22 protein-coding genes are annotated in these 25,345 nt (G+C 53.5%); 13 read left to right on the top strand and 9 right to left on the bottom strand.

All coding sequences use genetic code 11. The features are described 5' to 3' along the window. The first annotated feature begins 8 nt into the window (after positions 1–8). Entirely contained in the window at positions 9–995 is a 987-nt protein-coding gene (locus ACU6TU_RS15460; protein ID WP_447142258.1) for an Ldh family oxidoreductase, read from the top strand. 64 nt (positions 996–1,059) lie between these two features. On the opposite strand, the gene ACU6TU_RS15455 is transcribed toward ACU6TU_RS15460, so the two are convergent. The 3 genes from ACU6TU_RS15455 to nhaD all read right to left on the bottom strand — a co-directional run bounded on the left by ACU6TU_RS15455 (position 1,060) and on the right by nhaD (position 3,633). Next, entirely contained in the window at positions 1,060–1,521 is a 462-nt protein-coding gene (locus tag ACU6TU_RS15455; RefSeq protein WP_447142257.1) for a thioesterase family protein, read from the bottom strand. 18 nt (positions 1,522–1,539) lie between these two features. Beyond that, entirely contained in the window at positions 1,540–2,001 is a 462-nt protein-coding gene (gene aroQ, locus ACU6TU_RS15450) for a type II 3-dehydroquinate dehydratase (protein WP_447142256.1), read from the bottom strand. Positions 2,002–2,142: 141 nt separating this feature from the next. Beyond that, positions 2,143–3,633 carry a sodium:proton antiporter NhaD gene (gene nhaD / locus ACU6TU_RS15445; RefSeq protein ID WP_447142255.1) on the bottom strand — a complete coding sequence of 497 codons (1,491 nt, stop codon included), beginning with the start codon at positions 3,631–3,633 and terminating at the stop codon, positions 2,143–2,145. Positions 3,634–4,157: 524 nt separating this feature from the next. On the opposite strand from nhaD, the gene fliD (ACU6TU_RS15440) reads away from it, so the two are divergent. Beyond that, positions 4,158–5,504 (top strand): flagellar filament capping protein FliD, encoded by a 1,347-nt coding sequence (gene fliD / locus ACU6TU_RS15440; protein WP_447142254.1) that lies wholly within the window; start codon positions 4,158–4,160, stop codon positions 5,502–5,504. Between the two features lie 375 nt (positions 5,505–5,879). Then, the gene (fliD, locus tag ACU6TU_RS15435; RefSeq protein ID WP_447142253.1) at positions 5,880–7,271 is read left to right on the top strand and encodes a flagellar filament capping protein FliD; all 1,392 of its coding nucleotides are present in this window, start codon (positions 5,880–5,882) and stop codon (positions 7,269–7,271) included. Positions 7,272–7,359: 88 nt separating this feature from the next. Here fliD (ACU6TU_RS15435) and ACU6TU_RS15430 read toward each other — a convergent pair whose 3' ends face one another. Then, positions 7,360–7,743, bottom strand: coding sequence for a hypothetical protein (locus ACU6TU_RS15430; protein ID WP_447142252.1), 384 nt, complete (start codon positions 7,741–7,743; stop codon positions 7,360–7,362). A 220-nt stretch (positions 7,744–7,963) separates the two neighbouring features. Here ACU6TU_RS15430 and ACU6TU_RS15425 point away from each other — a divergent pair, with 220 nt between their 5' ends. From ACU6TU_RS15425 to ACU6TU_RS15415, 3 genes are all read left to right on the top strand, one after another. Then, positions 7,964–9,181 carry a FliC/FljB family flagellin gene (locus ACU6TU_RS15425; protein WP_447142251.1) on the top strand — a complete coding sequence of 406 codons (1,218 nt, stop codon included), beginning with the start codon at positions 7,964–7,966 and terminating at the stop codon, positions 9,179–9,181. A gap of 93 nt (positions 9,182–9,274) precedes the next feature. Then, on the top strand, positions 9,275–9,478 hold the full coding sequence (locus ACU6TU_RS15420) for a hypothetical protein (RefSeq protein ID WP_447142250.1): 204 nt from the start codon (positions 9,275–9,277) through the stop codon (positions 9,476–9,478). Between the two features lie 102 nt (positions 9,479–9,580). Further along, positions 9,581–12,016: a flagellin N-terminal helical domain-containing protein gene (locus tag ACU6TU_RS15415; RefSeq protein WP_447142249.1), complete on the top strand. Its 2,436-nt coding sequence runs from the start codon at positions 9,581–9,583 to the stop codon at positions 12,014–12,016. 53 nt (positions 12,017–12,069) lie between these two features. On the opposite strand, the gene ACU6TU_RS15410 is transcribed toward ACU6TU_RS15415, so the two are convergent. The 3 genes from ACU6TU_RS15410 to ACU6TU_RS15400 are packed head-to-tail and all read right to left on the bottom strand — an operon-like array spanning position 12,070 to position 13,280. Further along, positions 12,070–12,198 (bottom strand): hypothetical protein, encoded by a 129-nt coding sequence (locus ACU6TU_RS15410; RefSeq protein WP_447142248.1) that lies wholly within the window; start codon positions 12,196–12,198, stop codon positions 12,070–12,072. Positions 12,199–12,214: 16 nt separating this feature from the next. Beyond that, positions 12,215–12,520 carry a hypothetical protein gene (locus ACU6TU_RS15405; protein ID WP_447142247.1) on the bottom strand — a complete coding sequence of 102 codons (306 nt, stop codon included), beginning with the start codon at positions 12,518–12,520 and terminating at the stop codon, positions 12,215–12,217. Continuing rightward, a complete protein-coding gene (locus ACU6TU_RS15400; protein ID WP_447142246.1) occupies positions 12,501–13,280 on the bottom strand; it encodes an Rpn family recombination-promoting nuclease/putative transposase in 780 nt (259 codons plus the stop codon). Before ACU6TU_RS15400 ends, ACU6TU_RS15405 begins: the two co-directional genes overlap by 20 nt. Before the next feature lie 228 nt (positions 13,281–13,508). Here ACU6TU_RS15400 and ACU6TU_RS15395 point away from each other — a divergent pair, with 228 nt between their 5' ends. Then, a complete protein-coding gene (locus ACU6TU_RS15395; RefSeq protein ID WP_447142245.1) occupies positions 13,509–14,369 on the top strand; it encodes an Rpn family recombination-promoting nuclease/putative transposase in 861 nt (286 codons plus the stop codon). 117 nt (positions 14,370–14,486) lie between these two features. Here ACU6TU_RS15395 and ACU6TU_RS15390 read toward each other — a convergent pair whose 3' ends face one another. Beyond that, positions 14,487–15,461 (bottom strand): GNAT family N-acetyltransferase, encoded by a 975-nt coding sequence (locus ACU6TU_RS15390; RefSeq protein ID WP_447142244.1) that lies wholly within the window; start codon positions 15,459–15,461, stop codon positions 14,487–14,489. Between the two features lie 256 nt (positions 15,462–15,717). Between ACU6TU_RS15390 and ACU6TU_RS15385 the strand changes: the two genes are divergently transcribed. Then, the gene (locus ACU6TU_RS15385) at positions 15,718–17,010 is read left to right on the top strand and encodes an NAD(P)/FAD-dependent oxidoreductase (protein WP_447142243.1); all 1,293 of its coding nucleotides are present in this window, start codon (positions 15,718–15,720) and stop codon (positions 17,008–17,010) included. Positions 17,011–17,285: 275 nt separating this feature from the next. Here ACU6TU_RS15385 and ACU6TU_RS15380 read toward each other — a convergent pair whose 3' ends face one another. Further along, positions 17,286–18,668 (bottom strand): glutamine synthetase family protein, encoded by a 1,383-nt coding sequence (locus tag ACU6TU_RS15380; RefSeq protein ID WP_447142242.1) that lies wholly within the window; start codon positions 18,666–18,668, stop codon positions 17,286–17,288. 337 nt (positions 18,669–19,005) lie between these two features. Between ACU6TU_RS15380 and ACU6TU_RS15375 the strand changes: the two genes are divergently transcribed. The 5 genes from ACU6TU_RS15375 to ACU6TU_RS15355 all read left to right on the top strand — a co-directional run bounded on the left by ACU6TU_RS15375 (position 19,006) and on the right by ACU6TU_RS15355 (position 25,267). Further along, on the top strand, positions 19,006–19,887 hold the full coding sequence (locus ACU6TU_RS15375; RefSeq protein WP_447142241.1) for a gamma-glutamyl-gamma-aminobutyrate hydrolase family protein: 882 nt from the start codon (positions 19,006–19,008) through the stop codon (positions 19,885–19,887). Between the two features lie 34 nt (positions 19,888–19,921). Next, positions 19,922–21,298: an aspartate aminotransferase family protein gene (locus tag ACU6TU_RS15370; protein ID WP_447142240.1), complete on the top strand. Its 1,377-nt coding sequence runs from the start codon at positions 19,922–19,924 to the stop codon at positions 21,296–21,298. Then, on the top strand, positions 21,298–22,797 hold the full coding sequence (locus ACU6TU_RS15365) for an aldehyde dehydrogenase (protein WP_447142239.1): 1,500 nt from the start codon (positions 21,298–21,300) through the stop codon (positions 22,795–22,797). Before ACU6TU_RS15370 ends, ACU6TU_RS15365 begins: the two co-directional genes overlap by 1 nt. A gap of 304 nt (positions 22,798–23,101) precedes the next feature. Next, positions 23,102–24,553, top strand: coding sequence for a Na+/H+ antiporter NhaC (gene nhaC, locus ACU6TU_RS15360; protein WP_447142238.1), 1,452 nt, complete (start codon positions 23,102–23,104; stop codon positions 24,551–24,553). 162 nt (positions 24,554–24,715) lie between these two features. Next, positions 24,716–25,267, top strand: coding sequence for a cupin domain-containing protein (locus tag ACU6TU_RS15355; RefSeq protein WP_447142237.1), 552 nt, complete (start codon positions 24,716–24,718; stop codon positions 25,265–25,267). Positions 25,268–25,345: the final 78 nt, after the last annotated feature.

Raw genomic sequence — 25,345 nt, 5'->3', positions numbered from 1 at the left:
AGGTAGGCATGCAGGTTACTCTCGACGATATTGAAAAAGCCACCCACCGCGCGTTAACGGCCCACGGTGCTCAGCAGGTTTCTGCTTCTGCTGTCGCTCAAGCTGTGCGGCGGGCGGAGGCCATGGGCAATGTGATCTGTGGCCTGTATTACCTGGAAAGCTATTGCCTACAATTATCATCCGGGCGAGTCAAAGGCGATGTGGAACCGGTTATCAGTAAACCCCGGCCAGCGTCTGTGCTGGCAGATGCCTGTTACGGTTTTGCCCAGCCGGCCTTTGCCGAGGCGCTGCCGATAGCGGTAGCCGCAGCGCAGGAGCAGGGTCTGGCCATGCTGGCCGTTCGCCACGCACACACCTGCACCTCGCTTGGGTACTTCACCGAGCAGATTGCTGCCCATGGCCTGATCGGCCTTGGCTTTACTAATGCCTCTCCGATAGTGGCGCCACCGGGTGGAACAAAAGCGGCAATTGGTACCAACCCGATTGCCCTGAGCGTACCAGGGCGCAATGTCGGTGACCCGCTGCGCCTGCATTTCGACTTTTCAACCTCAGCGGTGGCGCTTGGAAAAATCACGATGGCCAAGGCGGCAGGCGAGCCGATTCCTGAAGGCTGGGCCATTGACGCAGAGGGTAACCCGACAACTGATCCTGAAGCCGCGCTTGGCGGTTCTCTGGTGAGTGCTGGCGGCTATAAAGGCTGGGGCTTTGGCCTGTTGGCAGAACTGCTGGCGGCAGGGATTGCAGGAGGCGTGAATTCACTGGATGTAAAAGCACTCAAGGCACCTGAAGGCGCCCCTCACGACCTGGGGCAATGCTACTTGCTGCTTGATCCTGGTACCTTTGGTGATCATTTCGATGAGCGCTTTGCACGTCTGGCAGAGGCCGTAGACGAACAGCCAAATGCCCGTCTACCGGGTGCTGTGCGGGAAGAAAAATCATTGATTGACGTGCCTGATGCTCTCTGGAACCGCGTGATGGCGTTATCCAACGCCTGAGTGAGGCCGGGCCACCGATACCGATCACCAACCAGGTGACTTGATGGCTGGTCAGGCCCTGGCATCAACCGGGACCCGACCGGCGAATCCCGATGGTTCTTCCCGCCATGGCGGGACGCTCGGCAGGGCGGGGAAGAGCATCAATAGCCGGTTGAATCGCATCAGGAAACGGCGCTGGCTTTACTGTCGTAGTGTCCATGCCCATTAACATCTGTTCGCTGCTGGCAAGCCGCTCGTTATTGTCGTTGTACATCTCAAAAAACACATGCAGGCGTTTGCTGTCGCTATCCAGTAGCGACATGGAAACGGATAGCGGCTGCCCCTGATGCGTTTCTCGCTGATAGCACAGATGGGTTTCCAGCGTATAAATCGTGTATCCATAATGCGCACGCCCGTTAACATCCAGGCCAATGTGATCCATCAGGGCTTCTACGGCCAGTGAAAAAACGCGGGCATACTCGGCATCATTCATATGGCCGTTGTAATCCACCCACTCAGCGGCCACCTGGGTGTTTAAGATAATCATTCTGGCTCTCCCTGGCATTTAACCCTGTTCTGCGCTTCGCAGGATAGCGTCCAATGCGGCCTGATACCCTTGAGTGCCCAGCCCGGCAATCACACCGTTAGCGCGCAGAGAAACGTAGGAATGATGGCGAAACGCTTCACGCTGATGAACATTGGAAATATGCACCTCAATCACGGTCCCTTCGAAAGCGTTAAGCGCATCCAGAATCGCCACTGACGTATGGGTGTAAGCCGCCGGATTGATGATAATGGCGTAGGTGCCATCCGTGCGGGCTGTCTGAATGGCATCAATCAAGACACCTTCATGGTTGCTTTGATGGCAGTTCAGTTCCCAGTCTGCCAGCACGGCTTTTTCACGCAGGTCGTTGTTTACATCATCAAGCGTTTCATGGCCATAGATGTCAGGTTCCCGACTGCCCAGCAGATTCAGATTAGGACCGTGAAGCACCAGAATTTTGCGGCTGATATGAGTGTTAGGCATAGGATGCTCTAAATAAAAGGTTAATGAACGATCATTCTAAGTGGATGAGCTCGGCATCGCCAATCAACAAAAACGCCCCGGTGGAATTCCACTCGGGGCGTCATACCTGCTTCAGCTGTCGCTGTTTAGCCAGTCGTCCGTTTAGCTGAACAGAGCAAAGCTGTTCGCGTTCAGGAACATATGAACAATGATGCCAGCGATGTAGCCCAACATAATGATCGGCGTCCAGCGCAGGTGACCCATAAAGGTGTAGGCCCCGCGCGCCTGGCCCATCACCGCAACACCGGCTGCAGAGCCAATCGAGAGCAGGCTACCGCCGGTACCCGCCGTCAGGGTAATCAACAGCCACTGGCCGTGGGACATGTCCGGTTCCATGGTCAGCACGGCAAACATCACCGGGATGTTATCGATCAACGCCGAAATAACGCCGAGGGTGATGTTGGCGCCGGTGGCGTTCCAGCCAAGATAAAGGGTCTCGGAAAGCATGGCCAGATAACCCATAAAGCCCAAACCGCCAACGCACATCACCACCCCGTAGAAGAACAGCAGGGTATCCCACTCGGCTCGCGCCACGCGGTTGAAGACGTCAAACGGCACCACGCCACCGAGGTTTTCCAGTTTCTTGTGATCACCCCGGCGGCTATAGCGCTCGCGCTTGCGCTCCAGTGAGCGCGGCAGGCTCTGGCGCAGGTAGTAGCCGAAGAACTGCAGGTAACCAAGGCCTGTCATCATGCCAAGTACCGGCGGCAGGTGCAGCAGGGTGTGGCACAGTACAGCGGTGGTAATGGTCAGCAGAAACAGTAAAACAATCCGCTTTGCGCCGCGCTTGAGCCACACATCTTCGTAAACGCTTTCCGGCTTGGCATCCTTGATAAAGAAGCTCATGACAATGGCGGGCACAAGGAAGTTGACCAGCGATGGCAGGAACAGGATAAAGAACTCCTGAAATTCGACCATACCGGCCTGCCAGACCATCAGCGTGGTGATATCCCCAAACGGGCTGAAGGCACCTCCCGCGTTAGCGGCCACCACAATATTTACACACGCCAGGTTGATAAAGCGCTTGTCGCCTTCAGCCACCTTGGTGACCACGGCACACATCAACAGAGCGGTGGTCAGGTTATCGGCAATCGGCGAGAGCACAAAGGCCAGGCCGCCGGTCAGCCAGAACAGCTTGCGATAGCTGAAGCCTTTACGCAGCATCCAGGAGCGAAGGGCATCAAATACCTTACGCTCTTCCATGGCATTGATATACGTCATGGCCACCAGCAGGAACAGCATCAGCTCGGTGAACTCCAGAAGCGTCACGCGAAAGGCGTTCTCGGAATCTGCCGACATTCCGTTCTGGACATACACCCAGCCGATGAGGCTCCAGATGATACCTGCAGCAACCAATACAGGCTTGGACTTGCGCATGTGGATCTTTTCTTCAGCGATGACCAGCATGTAGGCGATGACAAAAATCGCAATGGCGAAAAAGCCCACGGCTGTATTGGTCATATCCAGCGTGCCGGTTGCCGCCAGGGCGGCTGGGCTAAAAAACAACAGCCCTGAGAAGGCGACAAACGCCCACAAAAAAAGCCAGCGGCGATCGCTTCGCGGCTGGCTGGGAGGTTCGTTCAAGGGTCTCATAGTGAATTTATCCTTATCTTCGTCTAAGGGGTGGAGGACAGGGTGGCAAAAAGCCGCATTAGTTTACCAGCCTGTGTTGCGATGCAATACGTAAAAAAAACGAATGAAATTAAGCGATAGACGAATAACTGTGTCTTTTTTTTGTAAGGTAGTCTTATAGGGAATGGTAACTTTGCAATAACAGGTTTTGATAGAGGAATTACCTGGCACAGCAAAAGCCGTCACTGCCAGCATCTCACAGCGTAATGCCGTGTGTAGGGCCGTGTGTAGGGCCGTGTGTTGGTGACTTTATGCTTGCATTTTGTTACATAACGATACCGCGAAATCCTAAAGTTAGAAATCTTCCCGCCGAGAGTTTAAGGTAACAGTATTAAATAATGTGTCGTGCTAAAAAGCGTGCCGTATGAAAAGCATCTGCTATTGGCTTCGTCGACACAAACACCAGCGTTGATCTGTTGATAGGTGGTATCACCAGGTCGTGGTAGCAAAGCTGCCGCAGAGCAACGCAAAGGATGGGTTTTGCTATGTCTATTTCATCACTGGGTATCGGGTCTGGGCTTGACCTGAATGGCTTGCTGGATCAGCTGCGTGACGCTGAGCGTGAAAAGCTGCAGCCAATTCAGCAGCGGCTGGATTCCGAGCAGACACGTATTTCTGCCTATGGGCAATTGGAAGGCGCCCTGTCAGCGTTTCAGTCAGCGGCTGACGCACTTGGCGATACTGCGCTGTATGAAAGCCTTTCCACCAATACCAGCGGCGAGGCGGTGAGCGCGGCAGCAGATGACACCGCCATGCCGGGCAGCTATTCCGTTAATGTAGATTCTCTTGCTACGCGCGGTACCCTGGCGTCTCAAGGGGTAACGCAAGCAGCTGATGAAGCGATTTCCGGTACAGCTGAACAGACCATGGCGTTTACCTTCGGTAACGGGGATACCTCCGAGGTCACGATTGCTGCCAACAGCTCGCTGGAAGATATCCGCGACGCCATCAATGCGGATGCCGACGCGGGCGTTAATGCTTCCGTGATTAACGACGGCGAAAACTATCGGCTGGCGCTTAGCTCTCGGGAAACAGGTGCTGATGCCTCCATTGAAGGCTTTACCTTTACAGGGTTAACAGAGGATGCTGACGCCGCCCAGTCAGGCACAGATGCCAGCCTGAACGTGAACGGTGTGCCCATCACCAGCGCCAATAACCAGGTGGAAGGCGCGATCCAGGGCGTCACGCTTAACCTGCAGAGCGAAGGCGCCAGCACGGTGGCCGTTGAGCAGAACACCCTTGCGGTACGCGAAGCGGTCACCGGGTTTGTTGATGCCTACAACACCATGAAAGGCACCATTGGCGAGCTGACGGCGTTCAACTCGGAAACCGGCCAGGCGGGTGAGCTTAACGGCGACAGCACGGTTCGCATTGTTGAATCCCGTTTGCGCAGCGAGTTGAGCGGTGGTGTTGCCGGTGAAGAAGGCGGCTTCTCAATGCTTAGTGATATCGGTATTTCACTGGAGCTGGATGGCACTCTGTCGATTGACCAGGATAAGCTTGATAACGTGATCGCCAATGATCAGCAAGCGCTATCCGATTTCTTCGCCGGTAATGAAACGACCACCGGGTTGGCCGAGCAGCTGAACGACAGCGTTGGCCAGCTACTCAGCAGCAATGGCTCCGTGCAGGGGGCGATCAACGGGTCTGAAAGCCGTATTGAATCGCTGGGCAGTCGCTACACCAATATGGAGCAGCAGGTTGAGCGTACCATTGACCGCTACCGCACTCAGTTTGGTCAACTCGATGGCATGATTGCGCAAATGAACCAGACCAGCAGCTACCTGACTCAGCAGTTTGCTTCACTGGATGCGCAGCTGGGGCGCGACTGACCTCAAACAGTGACAAACCCGTTTAGCGCTAAAGCCCGCCCCTGAAATCAGGCGGGCTTTTTTGTGAGTTACGCTTCTTTATCGAACCTGTTGTTTCGTTGGTGCTTTTTCTAAAAAATAATTATTTGGGTTCCAGCTGGGCTTCAAAAACGTTTCAGAAACGTCTCAAAAGCGCTTAAAGCGAAAATAAAGGCTAAAGTTGATGTCTTCTCTGCCGATAATATTTCAGTAGTTAAAAAACCAAACGTAACCAATCTGCCAAACACCGGTGCTGTGAACGACACCAGCGCCAGCCCACTGCATTGATTCTGTTGTCACCAGGCGCTGGGCAATACGTGTTGGGTTTAAGCCAGGCACACTGAGGAGACACCCAGTATGGCGACAATAACCTCTCTAGGTATTGGCTCAGGCCTCGACCTCAGCGGTCTGCTTGACCAGCTCAATGACGCAGAACGCGGCAAGCTGACACCGATTGTCCGTCAGCAGGAGCAGCAGGAAGCCAAAATTTCTGCCTACGGCAAAATTCAGTCATCGCTGAATAGCTTGAACGATGCGGTGGATGCGCTCAGCAAGCCCAAACTGTATCAGAGCCTTTCTGCCAGCGTGCGTGGTGACGAAATCACCGCCACCACGGATGCCACCGCGCTGCCGGGTAGTTACCGGGTTGAGGTCTCTCAGCTTGCTACGGCAGGGACGCTGGCGTCCAGCGGTGTAGAGTTCAGCGATACTGCCCTGGCGTTGGATGGTGCTACTAAGCTGCGTCTTGAATTTACTGACACCAGCAAAAATATTGATGTGGATATCGCGGCGGACAGCAGCCTTGAAGATATTCGCGATGCCATTAACGCTACGGAAAATAGCGGTGTCAGCGCGAGTATTATCTTTGATGGCAGTAACCACCGTTTGGCACTTAGCTCCAGTGACACCGGCCAGGCGGCTTCGATCAGCGGTTTCAGTTTCCTGGATGCTGCTGCTGATCCTGTTGTTACCCAGCCCTTTACGGCTGAGGTTGTCAACGGCGGCCAGAATGCTGATCTAACGGTTAACGGCGTGACCATCACCAGCGCCAATAACCAGATTGAAGGCGCGATTCAAGGCGTGACTCTGGATCTCAACGCACTCAATATCGGGGAAGGCGAAACCGCCAGCAGCACGGTCAACGTTGAGCGCAATACGCTAAAAATCCGTGAGGCCGTCGGGGATTTCGTTGAGGCCTTTAATGACCTGAAAGGCACCATTGGTACGCTGACCAGCTTTAGCGGCGACCGGGAAACCGCCGGTGAGCTGGTTGGCGATAGTGTGGTACGTACCATTGAAGGGCGTTTGCGTAGTGTGCTGGGTGGCGGTGTGGCAGGGGGTGAATTTTCCACCCTCAGCCAACTGGGTATTACCCTGCAGCGTGATGGCACTCTGGAAATGGACGACGACACCATCAGCAATCTGGCCAAGAACCAGCCTGATGCATTGAGTGACTTCTTCGCAGGCACCGACGGCAACAGCGGCCTGGGCGATTTGCTCAGCACAACGATCGAACAGCTGACTAACAGCAACGGCACCTTGGGCAGCGCCATCAGCGGTGCGGAAAACCGCATTGAAAGCCTCAATGCGCGTTACGAACGTGCCGAACTAAGTATCGAGCGGACAATTTCCCGTTACCGCACCCAGTTCGGCCAGCTGGACTCAATGATCGCCCAGATGAACCAGACCAGCACCTACCTCACCCAGCAGTTCGATGCCCTCGACTCAGCGCTGGGCCGCAAGAAGTAACCCTTCCCAGACTGGCGGGAGAGGAGGTTCACTCGCCGGTTCATTATTGCCGACCTGATGCTGTGAGTGTGTGTGGCAACCCCTTCATTTACCACGGCACACTGCGCCGCCCAGTCTGAAACTCCACTACTTTCTGGTAAATCTCCCGCGCTCGGGCGAGGGCATCCTTCTCCATATCATCCAACGTTACCTCACGGTTGCCGTTGCCGCCCTGGCTTTGCAGCAACTGATGCACATTGGCGCGGTAGCGCTCCAGCAGGTGATCTAGGTTAGCGTGAATCATCTGCATTTCCAGCATCAGCTTGCGCTGCATTTCGCGGTAGCGCAGCAGGTCTTGCGGGCGGTTGGCGTTATCAATCAGCGTTTCCAGAGTGGTATTCACCAGAGTGCGTGCCCGCTCAAGGCGAGGGAGGATGGTAAACACCACGTCATAAAGCTGAACGGGAGATGCGTAGATCTGCATGGAAGTCATGAAACGGCCAGTACCCAGCGAAAAGAGCCCACAGTGTACCTTTGAGCCATCATCCAGCAAGCGCCTGCCACCAACTTTTAATAGCCGTTACCAACCGTTACATCTTTTTTTACGATTATGCTAAAGGTTTCTCCTGACAGGCCGTAATTATTAATAACGGCACACAATGTGGCCGAAAAGCAGGCCTCAACGGCCAGTGTAACTGTAAAGGAGAATCACCATGTCTGTGATCAACACTAACATCACTTCCATGATCGGCCAGCAAAACCTGCGCGAATCACAAAATGCGCTGCAAACCTCCATGGAGCGTCTGTCTTCAGGCCTGCGCATCAACAGTGCCAAGGATGATGCGGCCGGTCAGGCCATCGCCAATCGTATGTCATCTCAGATTACCGGTCTGGGACAAGCGCAGCGTAACGCCAACGACGGTATCTCGATTTCCCAAACCGCCGAAGGTGCGCTTAACCAAGTGAACGATAACTTGCAGCGTGTTCGTGAATTAACAGTGCAGGCACAGAACGGAACTAACTCTCAGGATGATCTTCAGTCGATTCAAGACGAGATCACACAGCGTATGAACGAAATTGATCGGATTTCTGAAGAGACGGATTTTAACGGAACGAAAGTGCTTGCTTCCGACCAAGGAATTTCTATTCAAGTGGGCGCTAATGATAACGAAACTATTTCGGTAAATTTGGAGCAAATTGATAAGACCACACTGGGTTTAGCAAACTTTGATGTAACTTCGAGTCAGTCATTGGAGCCTGAGCTTGGTGAGCAGGTTGGTTATAATGATGCAGTTGGCGAGATTTATGAAGTTATCGACAAGGATACCGGTGAAGCAAGAACCGATGTTTTTGGCTCAAAGAATGACGACGGCACCATTACAGCCGTAAAAGTAGCTGCTACAGCCAACGCAACTAACCAAGGTTATGAAGCTGTAACTTATCAGGATGGAACCAACACAGGAATTACCGCAACCCTTCAATATGAAGCGAATGATGCTGCAAATGATGACTTTTCACGCGGTGATTTGAAAATTGTTGGCGAAAATGGTGATGGTGTTACTGTAGAAGTAGAGACTCTTGCTTCTGCTTCTACTGATGGTACAGATATTGATTTGAGCGGAGCTAATGTTGGTGAAGGCGCAATTGCTGATCTCGCAAAAGGTGGGCTTGAGCAGCTTGATAGCGCACTTGCCCAGGTTGATAGCCTGCGTTCTGAATTAGGTGCGGTGCAAAACCGCTTTGAATCTGCCATCACTAACTTAAGCACCAACGAGACTAACCTCTCAGCTGCACGGTCACGTATTGAAGATGCTGATTATGCAATGGAAGTGGCAGACATGACCAAGAACCAGATTCTGCAGCAGGCGGGTACTTCGGTACTGGCACAGGCGAACCAGCTGCCGCAGAACGTTTTGTCTCTGCTGGGTTAATCTGAGGCTTGAGATTGATAGAGATTTTTCTCTATCACTGAGAAGCATACGAAACCGGCTCCCTTTTGGGGCCGGTTTTTGTTTGAGGTGAACATGACCGATGACGAACGCCAGCATGTGATCAATGAGTTACAAAAGGTCATTGACGATACCCAAGCCACCCTCAGCCGCTTTGAAGCCACCGGCATGGATCATGAGATGCGTAAGGACTATGACAAGCTGCTGGGGATACTGGATGACGCAGTGAAGCAGCAGCGTGAGCATACCCAGGTGATGTTGGATAGCACTACAGATTGAGTCGCTAGTCGTAAAGAAAAATAATTTTTTGTAATCTGGTAAAGTTTTCTTAGCTGATGCCGATAAAATAGATAAGCCAGTTCACGGAAGAGATTCGACTCCATGCCAATGATCAATACCAATCTGACTTCACTCACTACCCAGCAAAGCTTGCGACAAAATCAGTCATCCCTTTCTACCAGCATGGAGCGGCTGTCATCTGGGCTGCGCGTTAATAGCGCGAAGGATGATGCGGCAGGCCAGGCGATTGGTAATCGCTTCCAGGCTCAGCGTATTGGTCTCAATCAAGGCGCGCGGAATGCCAATGACGGGATATCTCTATCCCAGACCGCCCATGATGTACTGAACGGCATGAACGAGAAACTGCAGCGCATCCGTGAACTGGCGGTTCAGGGGCTAAATGGCACGAATCAGACGCGTGATAGCGATTCTATCCAAGCTGAGATCAATCAGAACTTGATGGAAATCGACCGTTTGGCTGCTACTTCTGAGTATAACGGTATCCCTTTGATGACAGGTCAGGCTGGAAATGTTCCGTTACAGGTGGGGGCCAATGATGGCCAGCAAATTGGGGTAGATTTAAATCCACCTGGCTTTAGTGTAGAGGCGTTGGGGCTAGAAGGGTTAAACATTGCAGGTATCGATGGAGACGTTACTGAGCGGGATGCGCTGCGCGGTGTGGCACGTGACATCCGCCTTGATGACCCGTCAACCATTGGTCCAACATTCGCACCAGGCACCCAGCAGCCTCTCTACTATTCAGATGCCTTTGGCTATTATACAAGCGATGGGAGTGACGGTTTTTCGCATGTATCTGTCAATGCGTCACATAACACATCAACAGATACCAGCCAGGTATCGATAACCAATCCGCAACCTATATTTTCCAGTGCCATGATGACGGATCCAGAGCCCCTGCCTGACCTGCCGTCTAATCAGCGATTTATTGAAAAAGATAATACTTATTATCTTGAAGAGCGCTTGCCTGATGGCACTTTAAGTTATCGTGAAACGGGTTTTGCTCTTAGTTATGAAGAAGCTATGGGAACAGGTGCCTTTGAGCCTTCCTCTACGGTTGCCGCTGGTACCTATGCAAACGTCAGTGATGGCTTTACGTTTAACGGTGAAAGTTACAGTCAGGCAAGCGCTGAAGATATTGCGTTTTTATCTTCAACGGGCAGCACTCTTAATCCTGCATCATTAACCCAGAATGCTGATGGTAATCTTTATATCCAGACAGAAGTAAGTGGTCAGGATCGTTTTTTTGCGCTCGATGATGTTACAGCTAATGATCGACTGGTGTTTACACAGGAAGCAAGTGCTATTGAAGTAAATTCTGGCGATACATTTACAGAAGTGACAGGTGACTTTACATATGGAGTTAATAGTTATTCTACTAGTGGCGTAGAACTCGAGTTTACAGATCCAACCGGTACACTGGTTCAAGATCAAAATGACGACTTTTTTGTGAGGACTGGAAGCTCCACGAGCGATTATGATTTTTTTGTGCTTACCGGTGTTACTTCTGAGAGAGACCTTGTCTTGGAAGCTGGGCCACAAGGATTTGCTGGCGCAGACTTTTCTTCACAACCGACGCTAATTGATCCCGAGGTTCCTGCCGTAGATTTTTCTTCACTTGATGCCAGCAATATTACTTTTAATCCTAAAAATAACAATTTAGACGGGTTAACAGACCTTACGGTTGTCCAGCGTGAGTCAGATGGGCAATGGATAATCCGTGGTCAGCAACCCGATGGCAGCCAGGCATATCTGGAAGCAGATTTTGAGCTGAAAGTAGATGCCAATGGCGAAGCGACTGAGGCGGTAATAACAGCCACACAAGAAGTGGCGGATGTGCTGGGTACGGCGAGCCACGAACAGGAAAAAGTCAGTGGATATTCGGAAATCACTATCGACCCGCGTAATGTGACCGTCGAATATACGGATGCTCAAGGGCAAACGTTTGAAGACGTTCTACAGCAAAACGAAGATGGTAATTACTATTTTTCGTTGCCTGGTGAAAGCTCTTTGCGAGGTGGTTACAAAACCGCAACGCTGGTTGACCTGGAAGGCACCAGCGAGATTTTATTACGCACCGAGAACGGCGGCAGTGAGGTTGTCGTTTATTATCCCAGCAACGTCAGTATGGGTACGAATTTCAGTACGGTGGCCCTTACTGACGCTGACGGTTTTAATGATGACGGCGTACCGCATACGCGCTTACAGATTCGTGAGAATGGTGAAGATTTTCGACTGCGTGTCCCGCGCAATCCGCTTGCAGCATTAGATCGTGCTATCGGCATGGTGGATGCGAAGCGTAGCCATCTGGGCGCTGTGGAAAACCGTCTGGAATCCGCCATCAGCAATAATGAAACCACCGCTATTAATTTGGCTAGCGCTGAATCTCGCATTATGGATGCGGATTACGCTCAGGAAACCGCTAAGATGTTGCGTTCGCAGATTATTCAGCAGGCGGGGAATAGCATGCTGGCACAGGCTAATGTGATACCGGAATCGGTGTTGGCATTGCTTGGATAATTATGATGCCGCCATCCGCCAAATCGTCAGGTTATTATGCAACAGTGCCACCGCTAACTTGGATTCCCGATAACCCACTCGGGAATGACGGTGTTGAGCGGCATGACGCTTAGGCTAAACTCCCGCATAAAGGTCAGGCCGCGAGTCTCTTCATGGGCGCTGAGTTCGCGGATATGGTTCATGGCACTCCTGGTCATTTTAATGCTTGAACATTTCGTCGAGACTGTCGGCAAATAGAATATCTCGTAACCAACCTTTCAGTTGATTTCGATCCGCTTGCTCAATTCTGGTTTCCACCCAACCAGGGACTTCACCAAACTTTAACTCAACTTGACTGCGGAGTGTCTCGCTTGATTCTTCTCGACGAGCATCGTTCAAAAATGAGACTTCGTCCCGTAACGCCCGCTCTCGAACAAACGCTAGACGGCGCGTCTCTTCATCGGCGCTAAGCTCGCGGATACGACTCATCGCTTTTTGGGAAGACTTAGTGTTTGAAAAGTTCATCAAGGCTGTTGACACTCAGTATTTCATCCGTCCAGGTTTCTAGCTGCCCAGTATCAGCCCGCTCCAACTTTTCACCAACCCACGCGGGTAATTCACCAAAACGTTTTCTCAGAAGACGTTGCAGAACGCGACGCTCTCCCGTCATTTCACCTTCTCGCTTTGCATCGTTCAGCAACGACACCTCGTCCCGCAGCGCTCGTTCACGCACAAAGGCAAGACGGCGCGTCTCTTCATCGGCGCTAAGCTCGCGGATACGACTCATCGCACGTTTAACCGGTTCATGAGCAACATTGGCCATCGTTAATTCCTCCTGCCAGTGTTTGAAGAAGGTGATCCAGGCGCGCAACGGGCCTTCTGGCAAGCCTAAGCGATCCGCTTTGTTGAGTTCGATCAGGTTCATCTGCAAAATGTTCCCCAGTGAAATATGGGGATGGCGCTCATCGCGCATCTCGAAGCGCCACACGGCTTGCTCGCGTTCTGTCGCGGTTTCTGTAAATAGATCGAAGTCCAACAAGTGTAAGCCTACCGAAGCGCGCAGCTCCTGGTAGTTTTCACCTGCGCTTAGCTGGCTGCCTAGGGTTCGGGCTAGGTAAAAGAGACCACGCTTGTGCCAAGCCCCATAGCGCCGCACCTGTATTTCCACATTGTAGCAGTTGTTGTCTTCATCACGCGCCAATACATCGAGGATGATGTATTTGCCGGTGAGTTCACTGGGTTCGATGTTGGGGTTAATGATTTCTACCGAAGCGATATCTGGCAAAAAGGATACGCCTATGTTCACCAGATAGCTGGCGTAGGTGTGGCAACCGTGGATCATCGGGCATAGGTCAAACTGGATTCCCGATAACCCCGTTCGGGAATGACGGTGTTGTGGTCAGGCGGAAACGATGGTGCCGGTGCAGTGGGGCAGGGCATTCGGACTAATGTGACCCATCGCCGTTTTTGAACTATTCTGACCATTAAGTATGCATCTGCCAGGGAAGGCTTTATGACGATGACGCTGCTTGACCCTACCAATGATTACGTTTTCAAACGTCTGTTTGCAGAAAGACCTGATCTGCTGGTGGCTTTGATTAATGATCTGCGCCCGGATTTACCGGCGATCACCACGGTCGATATCACTAACCCCAATATTGAGCCGAGTGAATTGTCAGGTAAGTACATCATTCTGGATGTGCTCGCCCGCGATAACTCAGGTCACTGCTATAATGTTGAAATACAGGTACGCCGTTACGATGCTTGGCACAAACGTGGGCTTTTCTATCTGGCCAGCCTGCTAAGCAAGCAGCTAAGCGCCGGGGAGGATTACCAGGCACTGAATGCGGCGGTCGGAATTCATCTGCTGGATTTTGATCTGTTTGTTGGCACGGAAAGTGAGCAACAGCAAGCCATCTGGCGGTTTGAGATGCGCGATGCCACTCAGCCGCATATATCGCTTGGGAACCTGTTGCAGATGAACCTGATCGAATTGAAGAAAGCTGACCGTCTAGGCATGTCTGAAAGGCCCTTGCGGGCCTGGGTTAATTTTCTGGAGCACTGGAAAGAGGGGCTGGCAATGGTAGACACAAGCTACGAACCGGTAAACAAAGCCATGGAACGTCTGAAAGAACTCAGCGCTGATGAAGAAACCCGGCGGCTGGCCTTTGTGCGCGAACGCGCTCTGCGCGATGAAATTTCCTTTATTAAAGATGCTGAACGCCGAGGGCGTGAGGAAGGGCGTGAGGAAGGGCGTGAAACCGTCGCCCGTAACCTGATTGCCATGCAGGTGCTTGACGACAAACAGATTGCTTCAGCCTCTGGTCTGCAGGAAGCCGACATAAAGCGCCTGCGTAATGAAAACAGGCACTGATACAAGGCGCTAATTGCCGCCGGTGGCGGAAATGACGCCTTTTCTCAGCTGTCATTCCCGCATGCCCTTAGCGGGAATCCATTGTGATTCAGGCAACTGTGAATCATCGGGCATAGATCAAACTGGATTCCCGATAACCCCACTCGGGAATGACGGTGTGGTGCTTTGCTTTGATATCCAGGCATGTACGGCGCAGGTGGTTCGTGTTTCAAACCCATGGTTTTCATACAGCCTCTGGGCTGGGGTGTTGCGCTGATCTACCGCTAATATGACCTCTTTCATCCCGGCTTCTTTTGCTTTGCGTAGTGCCTCGTTGACCACTTGCCTCCCTAGGCCATGCCCACGCCAGGTGGGCGCCAGCCCCATATACATAAGTTCCCAGTTATTGGCTTCTGGATGCGGGGCGAGTAGCAGTAATCCGGCATCTTCTTTCTGGTAGCGAACCAGGTACCATTGTTCAGGGGCATGAATGTCTTGGCGATAGAATCCCTGCAGAGCTTCCTGGGTGGTCAAAACTCCCTGGAGTTCGGGGCAATCCAGCGAGCTGCGCTCGATTTGGCGAAATATCGCCTCCAGGCGTTCAGGGGCTGCCTCTTTTACGTGAACAAACTCAGCATGGGTTACGGTGGCGTTCGGTATTGCCTGGGTGGTGGCGCTCATATAGTTCAGGGTCACCACTTGAGCAAAGCCGCTTTCTTCAAGCAGGGCAGCGGTGGCAGGGTCATCATGTGCAATAACGGTTTTGACGACCTTCAGGTTTTGCTGGCTTGCCCAGCCAATGGCGGCGTTCAGTAACTCTGGCGCAGCGTTACATTCCATGTGCGGCAGCCATAGGTTGGCTTCTTTACTTGAGAGCACTTCTACCCAGGTGGCGCCAGAGAGCGCCTGTTTGCCATCTGGCTTGATAAGCAGCCCTTGCCAGTCAGCGTCTGGACGTTCAAGCATCAGGTCAATAGCTTGCGCCAACCCGCTCTGGCTTTTGGGGTCATGGGCGGCGTCTAAACTCAATATCGCTTCACGCCGTAAAGTTGAGGGGCAGGAGATAACGCCATCATCAACGCTTACTGGGTGGTCAGAAAACGTACGTCTCATAGAGTTGCGCCAAAAAATCATTAATCGACACAGTTTTGCCTATTTGCTGATCTGAATAAACCCCGCGATGACGATGATGGAAGGTTAAACGGGTCGATAGCTTCGCCCGTGTGTCAATTTGGCATACAGGGGCGTGACCGCAGCATTTTGGCTGGATTCATGCTTAGCCTGTCCTCTCTGCCTTGCACCTGCGTATCTCTCTCTATATGATCGAGTGGTTAAAATAATCAACAATCAGGTGATAGGAGAGTGGCGAATGCAGCCTCAAACATCCTCTGGCCATGTGGCCTCTTACTATGCGGCGTCGGCGAATGCAGCACCAGAAAGGCCAGCGCTTAGCGGTGATATCGAGTGCGATATTTGCGTGGTGGGGGCCGGGTTTACCGGCATCTCGGCGGCGCTGCATCTGGCGGAGCGTGGCCATAATGTCGTGGTGCTGGAAAGTGTGGCGATTGGCTTTGGAGCCTCTGGGCGAAACGGTGGGCAAATCGTCAACAGCTATAGCCGTGACATGGATGTTATCGAAAAGCAGAACGGCGCTGAAGCCGCTCGGGCACTGGGCGCAATGGCATTTGAGGGCAACCGGATTATTCGTCAGCGGATTGCTCAGTATGACATCAACTGCGATCTCAAAGAGGGCAACCTGTTCGCTGCCTGTAATGCAAAACAGTGGGAAGGGTTGAAGGAACAAAAAGCATTGTGGGAGCGCTACGGCCATCATGAGCTGGAGTTGCTGGAAGGCGATGAGGTCAAGCGTGAAATTGACAGTGAGCGCTATGTAGGCGCGCTGGTGGATCACTCGGGTGGTCACCTGCATCCGCTTAATCTGGTGTTGGGTCAAGCCGCCGCGTTTGAGTCGTTAGGTGGCAAGATTTTTGAACACTCGCCGGTCACGCGGCTGGAACATGGTGAGCCAGTCACGCTGCATACGGCCAACGGGCGGGTGACCGCGAATCGCGTCGTGATGGCGGGTAATGCGTACCTACAAGGCTTGTTACCCAAGCTGGAAAGCAAGGCGATGCCATGTGGCACCCAGATTATTACCACTGAGCCACTGTCTGATGAGGTGGCCGCGCGGTTGTTGCCCAACAATAAAGCAGTAGAGGACTGTAATTATCTGCTGGATTATTATCGTCTGACGGCGGATAACCGCCTGCTGTATGGCGGCGGGGTCAACTATGGCGGGCAGGCGTCTGCCAGCATTGAAGCGGCCATTCGGCCTAAAATGCTGAGTACCTTTCCAGAGCTGAACGATGTACGTGTTGATTATGCCTGGAGCGGTAACTTCCTGCTGACGCTTAATCGCTTGCCGCAGTTCGGGCGCATCAATCGCAATGTCTATTATGCGCAAGGGTATTCCGGCCACGGAGTGACGTGTTCGCACCTTGCGGGCAAACTGGTGGCGGAAACCATTAGCGGTGAAGAAGAACGCTTTGAAGCGTTTGCGCAGATTTCACATCTGCCTATGCCGGGTGGGCGGTTGTTGCGCGTGCCACTTTCCGCCATGGGGGCGTGGTTCTATGCCATGCGGGATCGGCTGGCGGTCTAGTGTTTAGTACATAGCTAGGGTGGTTGTGCCGTTAGGCGAGCGAGGAGCCAATGTGAGAAATGGCGGATTGCGTCGTGAATCCGCCATTTAAATATTCGCTATGGGGGATTTAGTCGATGGCGGATTACGCCGGGAATCCTCCCTACGGGTACCGAGCCTCAATGGAAGATGGCGATTGTGCCGGAAATTCATCGGCTCGCACAACGAATACAGCAAAAGAGAGGCAGTAGAAGCCTCTCTTTTTTGATCAAATGCTTTTATCAATACCTGCAAGCTTACACGTGGCGCAGGTACCAGTCGTATTCCATGGCGCTGACTTCGCGCATGGCTTCGGCGCGTTCGGCGTGGCGGTTGGCGATGAAAACGTGGATAAAATCTTCGCCGAGCTGTTCACCAAGAACGGGGCTGTTGGCGAGTAAGTGCAGGGCGTGGGTCCAGCTGTTGGTCAGCTGAGGATCGACCTGTTCATAGGCGTTGCCGATGATGGCGTCAGAGGGCTGGCGTTCTTTGATCAGGCCATGGTGGATCGATGCCAGTACGGTAGCCAGCAGTAGGTAAGGGTTAACATCGGCGCCTGCCACGCGATGTTCCACACGCCGTGCTTCTTTCGGCCCGGCGGGAACGCGCACTGCGACCGAGCGATTGTCATAGCCCCAGGTGGGCGCCATGGGCACGTAGAGCCCCTGCTGAAAGCGCCGGAACGAGTTGAGGTTGGGGGCGAGTAGTGCCATGGAGTCTGGCATCAGTTCCAGCAACCCGCCAACCGCATGCTGAAGCGCGATACTTTCCAGCGGGTCGTCACCGTTTTCGGAAAAGATATTCTGGCCGTTTTCATCCAGCAAACTGACATGAACATGGGTGCCGCTTCCGGCTTCCTGGCCGTATGGCTTGGCCATGAAGGTGGCTTCAAAACCGTGCTGCAAAGCGACCCCTTTAATCAGCCGCTTGAGCAGTACGGAATGATCGCAGGCGCGCAGGGCATCATCGGTGTGAATCAGGTTGGCTTCAAACTGACCGGGCGCGCATTCCTTCAGCACGGTATCCAGCGGCAGCCCCTGCGCCTGGGCGGCACTTTGCAGGTCATCAATAAACTCGGCGTACTCGTCCAGCTCCAGCACGGAATATAACTGGCTTTGGGTGGCACGTTCACCACTACAGGGCGATTTCGGTGGCTGGATCAAATTGCCTTCACAGCGTTGCCGGTCAACCAGATAGAACTCCAGCTCCAGTGCAACCACCGGCGTTAAGCCCAGCATGGAAAGCTGGCCGAGAATGCGTTGCAGAATCTGGCGCGGATCGGCAAAAAATGGCGTGCCGTCCATTTCTTCCATGGTCATCAATACCTGGCCGTAGTGCTTGTTATTCAACCAGGGAACGGCGTGGAGCGTGCCGGGAATCGCGCGGCATAGCCTGTCGCCATCACCGCTGGAAAGCCCCAGCCCGGTTTCTTCGACGGTGTTGCCGTTGATATCCAGTGCAAAGACGGATGCCGGCAGGTAGATGCCTTTTTCGAACACCTTGCCAAGATTGTCGACGGGAATGCGCTTGCCACGGATGACGCCATTCAGGTCGCTGATCAACAGATCAATGCTGGTGATGTCGGGATGACGATCCTGAAAGGCTAAAGCTTCGTTGTGAGCGTGTTGGGCGGAAGACATACGTTAACCCTTGTTTTTGTACAGTGTTGGTTATGAATTGTTGGTTATGGAGCCGCTGCTTATGAAGCGTTGGCTATCTATCGCTGGCGCTGAACCATTGGTAGTGATTTTGATAACAGTATCCTTGCCTCGCCTGACGCATGTGTCAAATATTTAATAACAAAAATAGCGTGTTTTTTTGGCGAAAATTTCATATTGAATTTTTATTTTCATTTTTAACAATGACTTATAAGTTATTTTTGTAAAAATTACGGTTTAGGCTTGGAAATTAAAACAAGCCGCGCTATGTTGAGTGCATCGTTGAATAAAACATAACAACCGACAAAGTGTATTTATCATGCAAGCCATTAATTCTTCACGGCCTGATTTTTCACGGCTCGATTCCTCGCGGCCTGATTCCTCGCGGCCTGATTCCTCACGGCCCGGCCCTTCAAGACCGATGGTAGGTGTTATTGCCTGTTGCCGGAACGTGGAAGGCCACCCCGCTCAGATGGTGACGGATAAGTTTCTGCAGGCGCTTTACCACTACGGCATTACGCCGGTGATTCTTCCTGTGCTGGCGGCCGATATGCTGACGCCTGAAGCACGTGCCGAGCAGGCTGCTGCTCTGTTGGGCCGCCTGGATGGGTTGATGCTGACCGGCAGCTACACCAACGTTTCGCCGGACCGCTATGGCGCTGAGCGAGCCCCGGAAAACACCCGCGATGATCGTCGCCGCGATGATGAAGCGCTTAGCTGGGTGCATGAGGCCGTGCGCCAGGGGTTGCCTTTATTGGGCATTTGCCGCGGTTTTCAGGAAATGAATGTGGCCTTGGGTGGCACGCTGCATCAAGCCGTGCAGACGCTGCCGGGCATGCTGGATCACCGCGAACCGCCGGCAGATGACATGGCGGGACATTACGCGCCTTCGCATACAGTGACACTTCGCCCGGAGGGTGTGTTGGCAGCGCTGTATAGCGGTGAGTATCTTGAGGTGAATTCACTCCATCAGCAGGGGATTGACCAACTGGCACCCGGCCTTGAAGCCGAAGCCTGGGCGCCGGATGGGCTGGTCGAAGCGGTTTCCGTACGCGATGCTTCTGCCTTTGCGTTGGCGGTGCAGTGGCATCCGGAATGGCGCCCCAAAGAACACCCCTTCTACGACGCCATTTTTCAGGGCTTTGCCATGGCATGTCGCCAGCATTGCGTCCCCCGTGACACCTCACTAGCCGCTTGCTGAAAGCGTGTCCAACGATCTGATCAGGAGCTGAGTTATGCAAACCCAGGATTATCAAGCGCTGGACCGCCAGCACCATCTTCACCCGTTTACCGATTTTAAATCGCTGGGCGAAGAGGGCTCGCGCATCATTACCCACGCCGACGGCGTTTATATTCATGACAGCGAGGGCAACCGTATTCTTGACGGGATGGCCGGGCTTTGGTGCGTCAACCTGGGTTACGGGCGTCAGGAACTGGTCGATGCGGCTACCGAGCAGATGCAGCAATTGCCGTACTACAATAACTTTTTCAAAACCACCCATCCTCCCGCCGTGAAACTGGCCGCCAAGCTGAGTGAGTTGGCACCCGAACATATCAATCATGTGTTCTTCACGGGCTCCGGTTCTGAGGCCAACGATACGGTACTGCGCATGGTGCGCCGGTATTGGGCGATCAAGGGTAAGCCGGAAAAGCAGTGGATCATTTCACGTGAAAATGGCTATCACGGTTCTACCGTTGCAGGCATGAGCCTGGGCGGTATGGCGCCGATGCATGATCAGGGCGGGCCCTGCGTGCCGGGAATTGCGCATATCTGCCAACCGTACTGGTTCGGTGAAGGGCGCGATATGAGTCAGGAAGCGTTTGGCAGGCAGTGTGCCCAGGCATTGGAAGACAGGATTCTGGCGCTGGGGGAAGACAAAGTGGCCGCCTTTATCGCCGAACCCGTTCAGGGGGCTGGGGGAGCGATCATTCCGCCAGACAGCTATTGGCCTGCAGTAAAAGAGGTGCTGGCCAGGTACGACATCCTGCTGATTGCCGACGAAGTGATATGCGGTTTCGGCCGTCTGGGCGATTGGTTTGGCAGCACGCATTATGGATTAAAACCTGACCTGATGCCGATTGCCAAAGGCTTGTCATCAGGCTATCTGCCGATTGGCGGCGTGCTGGTTGGCGACCGCGTGGCGGATACGCTGATTGACGATGGCGGCGAGTTCTTCCATGGCTTTACCTATTCCGGTCACCCGGCCTGTGCGGCTGTCGCGCTGAAGAACCTGGAGCTATTGGAAAGTGAAGGCGTGGTAGAGAAGGTGCGGGATGAGCTTGGGCCGTATCTGGCCAAGCGCTGGCAGGAACTGGCAGAACACCCGATTGTGGGTGAAGCCCGCTCACTGGGCTTGATTGGTGCGCTGGAGCTGGTGGCCAACAAGACAACGGGGGAGAGGTTCGAAAAATCGCTCTCTGCGGGCAATCTATGCAGGGATCTGTGCTTTGAAAGCGGCCTGGTCATGCGCTCGGTTGGCGACACCATGGTGATGTCGCCGCCTTTGATCATCACGCGCAGCGAAATCGACGAGCTGGTGAGTAAAGCACGTTTAGCCCTGGACAAAACCGCCGAACAGCTGGCGGTCACACCGACGATGGAGAGTGCTTGATGACGACGGATAACCCAAAAAACCTGGCCGATTGGCAGGTGCTAGCCGCGACACTGAGCTTTGAAACACGCGCCTTTGTGGATGGTGAGTTTGTACCCGCCATCAGTGGCGACACCCTGACCAGCATTAACCCGGCCACGGGGGAAACCCTGGCTGAAGTGGCCAGCTGTGATGCGATGGATGCCGAGCGGGCGACGCAAGCAGCGCGCGCTGCCTTCGAAGGTGGTGCCTGGTCGCGTTGCCATCCAAGCAAGCGTAAGCGTGTGTTACTGCGTCTGGCCGAGCTGGTCAACACGCACCGCAACGAACTGGCGCTGCTGGATACGTTGGACATGGGGAAACCGATTTCCAGCTCGCTGGGTGATCTGGCGGGAACGGTGGCCTGCTTGCGCTATCAGGCCGAATGTATCGATAAGCTTTACGGTGAAGTCGCGCCGACCGGTGAAAACGCATTGGGGTTGGTGTTACGTGAGCCGATGGGGGTTGTCGCTGCCATTGTGCCGTGGAATTTCCCGCTGATGATGACCTCATGGAAAATCGCACCGGCGCTGGCGGCGGGTAACAGCGTCATTCTCAAACCGTCGGAAAAATCGCCGCTGTCTGCGCTGCGCCTGGCGCAACTGGCCCAGGAAGCGGGTATTCCCAAGGGTGTCTTTCAGGTGCTGCCAGGCTTTGGTCACACCGTGGGTAAGGCTCTTGCGCTTTCCATGCAGGTCGATTGTCTGGCCTTTACCGGTTCCACCGGCGTGGGTAAACAGCTGATGCAGTACGCTGGCCAGTCCAACCTTAAACGCGTGTTTCTTGAATGTGGCGGCAAAAGTCCCAACATCGTGTTCGCTGATTGCCAGCAGCTGGATGATGTGGCGCAAAGCGCTGCCGAGGCGATTTTCCATAATCAGGGCGAAGTCTGCATTGCCGGTTCGCGCCTGCTGGTGGAAAACAGCATTCGTGAGGACTTTGTCGCTCGCGTAGTGAAAGCCGCCGAACAGATGCAGCCCGGCGACCCCCTCGACCCCAATAGCTTTATGGGCGCCATGGTAGATGAGACACAGTACCAGCGGGTGCTTGACTACATCCGCCAGGGGGTAAGCGAAGGCGCCACCCTGAAAATGGGCGGCGAACCCAGTACCTCCAAGGGGTACTTTCTGTCACCCACGGTATTTGATGACGTGACCCCCGAGATGTGTATTGGCCGCGAGGAAATTTTCGGGCCGGTACTCAGTGTTTTCGGGTTCGACACGGAAGAGCAGGCGATTGCACTGGCCAATGACAGCGACTACGGCTTGGCCGCAGGCGTGTGGAGTCAGGGAGTTGACCGCATCATGCGGGTTTCCCGGCGCCTGCAGTCCGGCCAGGTCTTCGTGAATAACTGGGCCGGTGTTGACCAGACAGTGCCCTTTGGTGGCGTGAAGCAGTCGGGCAATGGGCGCGATAAATCGTTTCACGCGCAGGAAAAATACTGCGAAGTGAAAACCGTTTGGATGTCGCTGAACGTGTAATCCACCAAGGCGTGTGGCCAGGAAGCGCTTCCTGAACCCACGCTTTGTTCCTTTGATGCATTGATATCGCCAGGTGTTGCAGCAAACGCAGCGACGCCTGGCAGTAGACGCCCCATGCCTGAAGGTCGAGGCCTGAAAGCCCAAGTCTGAAAACTCATATCTGAAAGTCCGGGCCTGAAAACCTGTTGAACGACAACGGCGCTAATAACGATTTCAAAAACGAGCAACACGATGAGCTTCACAACGGTAATTCAAACCGTTGATAAACAACTTCAATAACAAGCAAATGCTGAGTGAGGACCTTATGTCAACTGACAACACGGCTAAAGAAGATCAGGAAACACCCCGCCCAAGCCTTAAGGCAACCATGATTCCGATTCTGTTCATGGTGGCGTCTTTAGGCGTATTTATCGGCTATTTCGGAACCGACCCGCATTTACCCTTATTTCTGAGTGCTATCGTTGCGACCGGTGTGGCCATTGCGACCGGCAGCCGCTGGAAACAACTTGAAGCGGGAATGATGCGCTCCATTGGCCTGACCATTCAGGCGATCGTGATTCTGCTGATTATCGGCACCATCATCGGCTACTGGATTGCCGGTGGAATTGTGCCGACCATGATCTATTACGGCCTGGGCATTCTGACGCCGGATTACTTTCTGGTCGCGGCCTGTCTGATCTGCTGCCTTGTTTCGCTGGCGGGCGGTAACGCCTGGACGGCAGCAGGTACCATCGGTATCGCCTTGATGGGGGTCGGGGAAGGTCTGGGTCTTAACTCGGGCATGGTGGCCGGTGCGGTGATTTCCGGCGTCTATTTTGGCGACAAGATTTCGCCACTTTCCGAAACCACCAACATGGCATCTGGTGTCGTCGGTGTCGACCTGTTCGAACATATTCGTTATATGCTCTACACCACGGTGCCTGCAATTGCGGTGTCTCTGGTGCTTTACACCATTATCGGCTTTAACATGACGCCGTCTGGCGATGGCGCGATGCAGGTGGCTGAGCTGCAGAACAGCTTGAACGACTTGTTTATCATCAGCCCGTTTCTGCTGCTGGTGCCAGCCGCGGTGATTGTCATGATGGTCAAGAAAGTGCCCGCGATTCCGGCGCTTGCGGTTGGTTCGTTAATGGGGATTATCTGCGCGATTGTGATTCAGGGAGTCCCGCTGGAGGACAGCTTCACTATTTTCGTAGAAGGCTACGCCGTCAACACGGGTAATGTCACCGTTGATGATCTACTGACCAATGGTGGCGTTAGCGCCATGATGTGGACCGTTTCACTGATTATCATTGCGATGTGTTTTGGCGGGATTCTTGAGTCTGCCGGGTTCTTCCGCACCATCGTCGAAAGCCTGCTTAAGCTGGCCAAGACCACCGGCAGCCTGATTGCGACCACGGTAGCAACGGCGATGACGGCGAATGTGGTGGGTTGCGACCAATACCTGAGCATTATTCTGCCTGCCCGCATGTATGCTGGCGAGTACAAGCGTCGCTCGCTCAAACTGAAAAACCTGTCCCGCACGGTAGAAGATGCTGGCACCATGACATCACCGCTGGTGCCCTGGAATACCTGTGGCGCCTTCATGTTTGCCACCCTGGGGGTCAGCGCCTTCAGCTATGCGCCCTATGCCTTCCTGGCATTGTTAAGCCCGCTGTTTGCGCTTCTTTATGGCTTTACCGGTTTCCGGATTGCCTATGAAGATGAGGTAGACACCGAGGAAACCAACCCCGGGCTGGTAGCTGCCAAAGCCTGATTTGTTATCTCTATTGAAAATCTCCAGATTGAGAGCTTGCCCCACCGTTTATGTCCCACCACGGTGGGGCTTTTTTTGCGCTATGATAAGCCCCGCTTTATTCTTGGACAGCAGTCTTTATAAAGCCCCTCGTTTGTCACACTAATCGGGAGTTAATCAGGCATGACGGATGACGTAGGTGCGCGGCTGCGCTCCTTGCGCAAGCTGCGTGGCATTTCGCAGCGTGAGCTGGCAAAGCAGTGTGGGGTCACCCACTCCAGTTTGTCGCTGATTGAACAGGGAAAAGTAAGCCCGTCTGTCAGCTCTCTAAAGAAAATTCTTAACGCTTTTGCGATCAGCGTTGGGGATTTTTTTACGATGGATCTCGATAATCAGGAGCAGATTTTCTATTCGCCTGATGAGTTGGTGGATATTGGTTCCGGTGATATTACGTTGCAACTGGTGGGCGCCAACCGGCCGAATCGGGGGCTGGCGTTTTTGATTGAACATTACCCACCGGGAACGGATACCGGTAATGAAATGATTTCTCATTACGGCGAAGAAGCCGGTGTCGTACTTGAGGGGGAAATCGAACTGACGGTGGGCTCCTCTGTGCGGCAGCTGGGGCCAGGCGAGTCGTATTACTTCAAAACCAGTATTCCTCACCGCTTTCGTAACATCGGCGAGGCCGAGTGCAAGATTGTCAGCTGCGCAACGCCAGGCAAAGCCTTCTGACCTAAAAGCACGCCGGTCATGGCCAGCCTCAGGCGGTGAATATCAGACATTATTTCAGTTTTTTCTGTATCGGCCGAT

The sequence above is a fragment of the Halomonas sp. LS-001 genome (genome assembly GCF_052983955.1).
Note: the sequence above shows the minus strand (reverse complement) of the source record. Positions and strands in the feature narration are given on the sequence as shown.

Coding starts and splice junctions, on each gene's coding strand:
- ACU6TU_RS15385 (WP_447142243.1), top strand. CDS start 15,718: ATGCAGCCTCAAACATCCTCTGGCCATGTGGCCTCTTACTATGCGGCG.
- ACU6TU_RS15380 (WP_447142242.1), bottom strand. CDS start 18,668: ATGTCTTCCGCCCAACACGCTCACAACGAAGCTTTAGCCTTTCAGGAT.
- ACU6TU_RS15375 (WP_447142241.1), top strand. CDS start 19,006: ATGCAAGCCATTAATTCTTCACGGCCTGATTTTTCACGGCTCGATTCC.
- ACU6TU_RS15395 (WP_447142245.1), top strand. CDS start 13,509: ATGACGATGACGCTGCTTGACCCTACCAATGATTACGTTTTCAAACGT.
- ACU6TU_RS15455 (WP_447142257.1), bottom strand. CDS start 1,521: ATGATTATCTTAAACACCCAGGTGGCCGCTGAGTGGGTGGATTACAAC.
- ACU6TU_RS15430 (WP_447142252.1), bottom strand. CDS start 7,743: ATGACTTCCATGCAGATCTACGCATCTCCCGTTCAGCTTTATGACGTG.
- ACU6TU_RS15355 (WP_447142237.1), top strand. CDS start 24,716: ATGACGGATGACGTAGGTGCGCGGCTGCGCTCCTTGCGCAAGCTGCGT.
- ACU6TU_RS15390 (WP_447142244.1), bottom strand. CDS start 15,461: ATGAGACGTACGTTTTCTGACCACCCAGTAAGCGTTGATGATGGCGTT.
- ACU6TU_RS15425 (WP_447142251.1), top strand. CDS start 7,964: ATGTCTGTGATCAACACTAACATCACTTCCATGATCGGCCAGCAAAAC.
- ACU6TU_RS15370 (WP_447142240.1), top strand. CDS start 19,922: ATGCAAACCCAGGATTATCAAGCGCTGGACCGCCAGCACCATCTTCAC.
- ACU6TU_RS15420 (WP_447142250.1), top strand. CDS start 9,275: ATGACCGATGACGAACGCCAGCATGTGATCAATGAGTTACAAAAGGTC.
- ACU6TU_RS15410 (WP_447142248.1), bottom strand. CDS start 12,198: ATGAACCATATCCGCGAACTCAGCGCCCATGAAGAGACTCGCGGCCTG.
- nhaD (WP_447142255.1), bottom strand. CDS start 3,633: ATGAGACCCTTGAACGAACCTCCCAGCCAGCCGCGAAGCGATCGCCGC.
- aroQ (WP_447142256.1), bottom strand. CDS start 2,001: ATGCCTAACACTCATATCAGCCGCAAAATTCTGGTGCTTCACGGTCCT.
- fliD (WP_447142253.1), top strand. CDS start 5,880: ATGGCGACAATAACCTCTCTAGGTATTGGCTCAGGCCTCGACCTCAGC.
- ACU6TU_RS15365 (WP_447142239.1), top strand. CDS start 21,298: ATGACGACGGATAACCCAAAAAACCTGGCCGATTGGCAGGTGCTAGCC.
- fliD (WP_447142254.1), top strand. CDS start 4,158: ATGTCTATTTCATCACTGGGTATCGGGTCTGGGCTTGACCTGAATGGC.
- ACU6TU_RS15415 (WP_447142249.1), top strand. CDS start 9,581: ATGCCAATGATCAATACCAATCTGACTTCACTCACTACCCAGCAAAGC.
- ACU6TU_RS15460 (WP_447142258.1), top strand. CDS start 9: ATGCAGGTTACTCTCGACGATATTGAAAAAGCCACCCACCGCGCGTTA.
- nhaC (WP_447142238.1), top strand. CDS start 23,102: ATGTCAACTGACAACACGGCTAAAGAAGATCAGGAAACACCCCGCCCA.
- ACU6TU_RS15405 (WP_447142247.1), bottom strand. CDS start 12,520: ATGAACTTTTCAAACACTAAGTCTTCCCAAAAAGCGATGAGTCGTATC.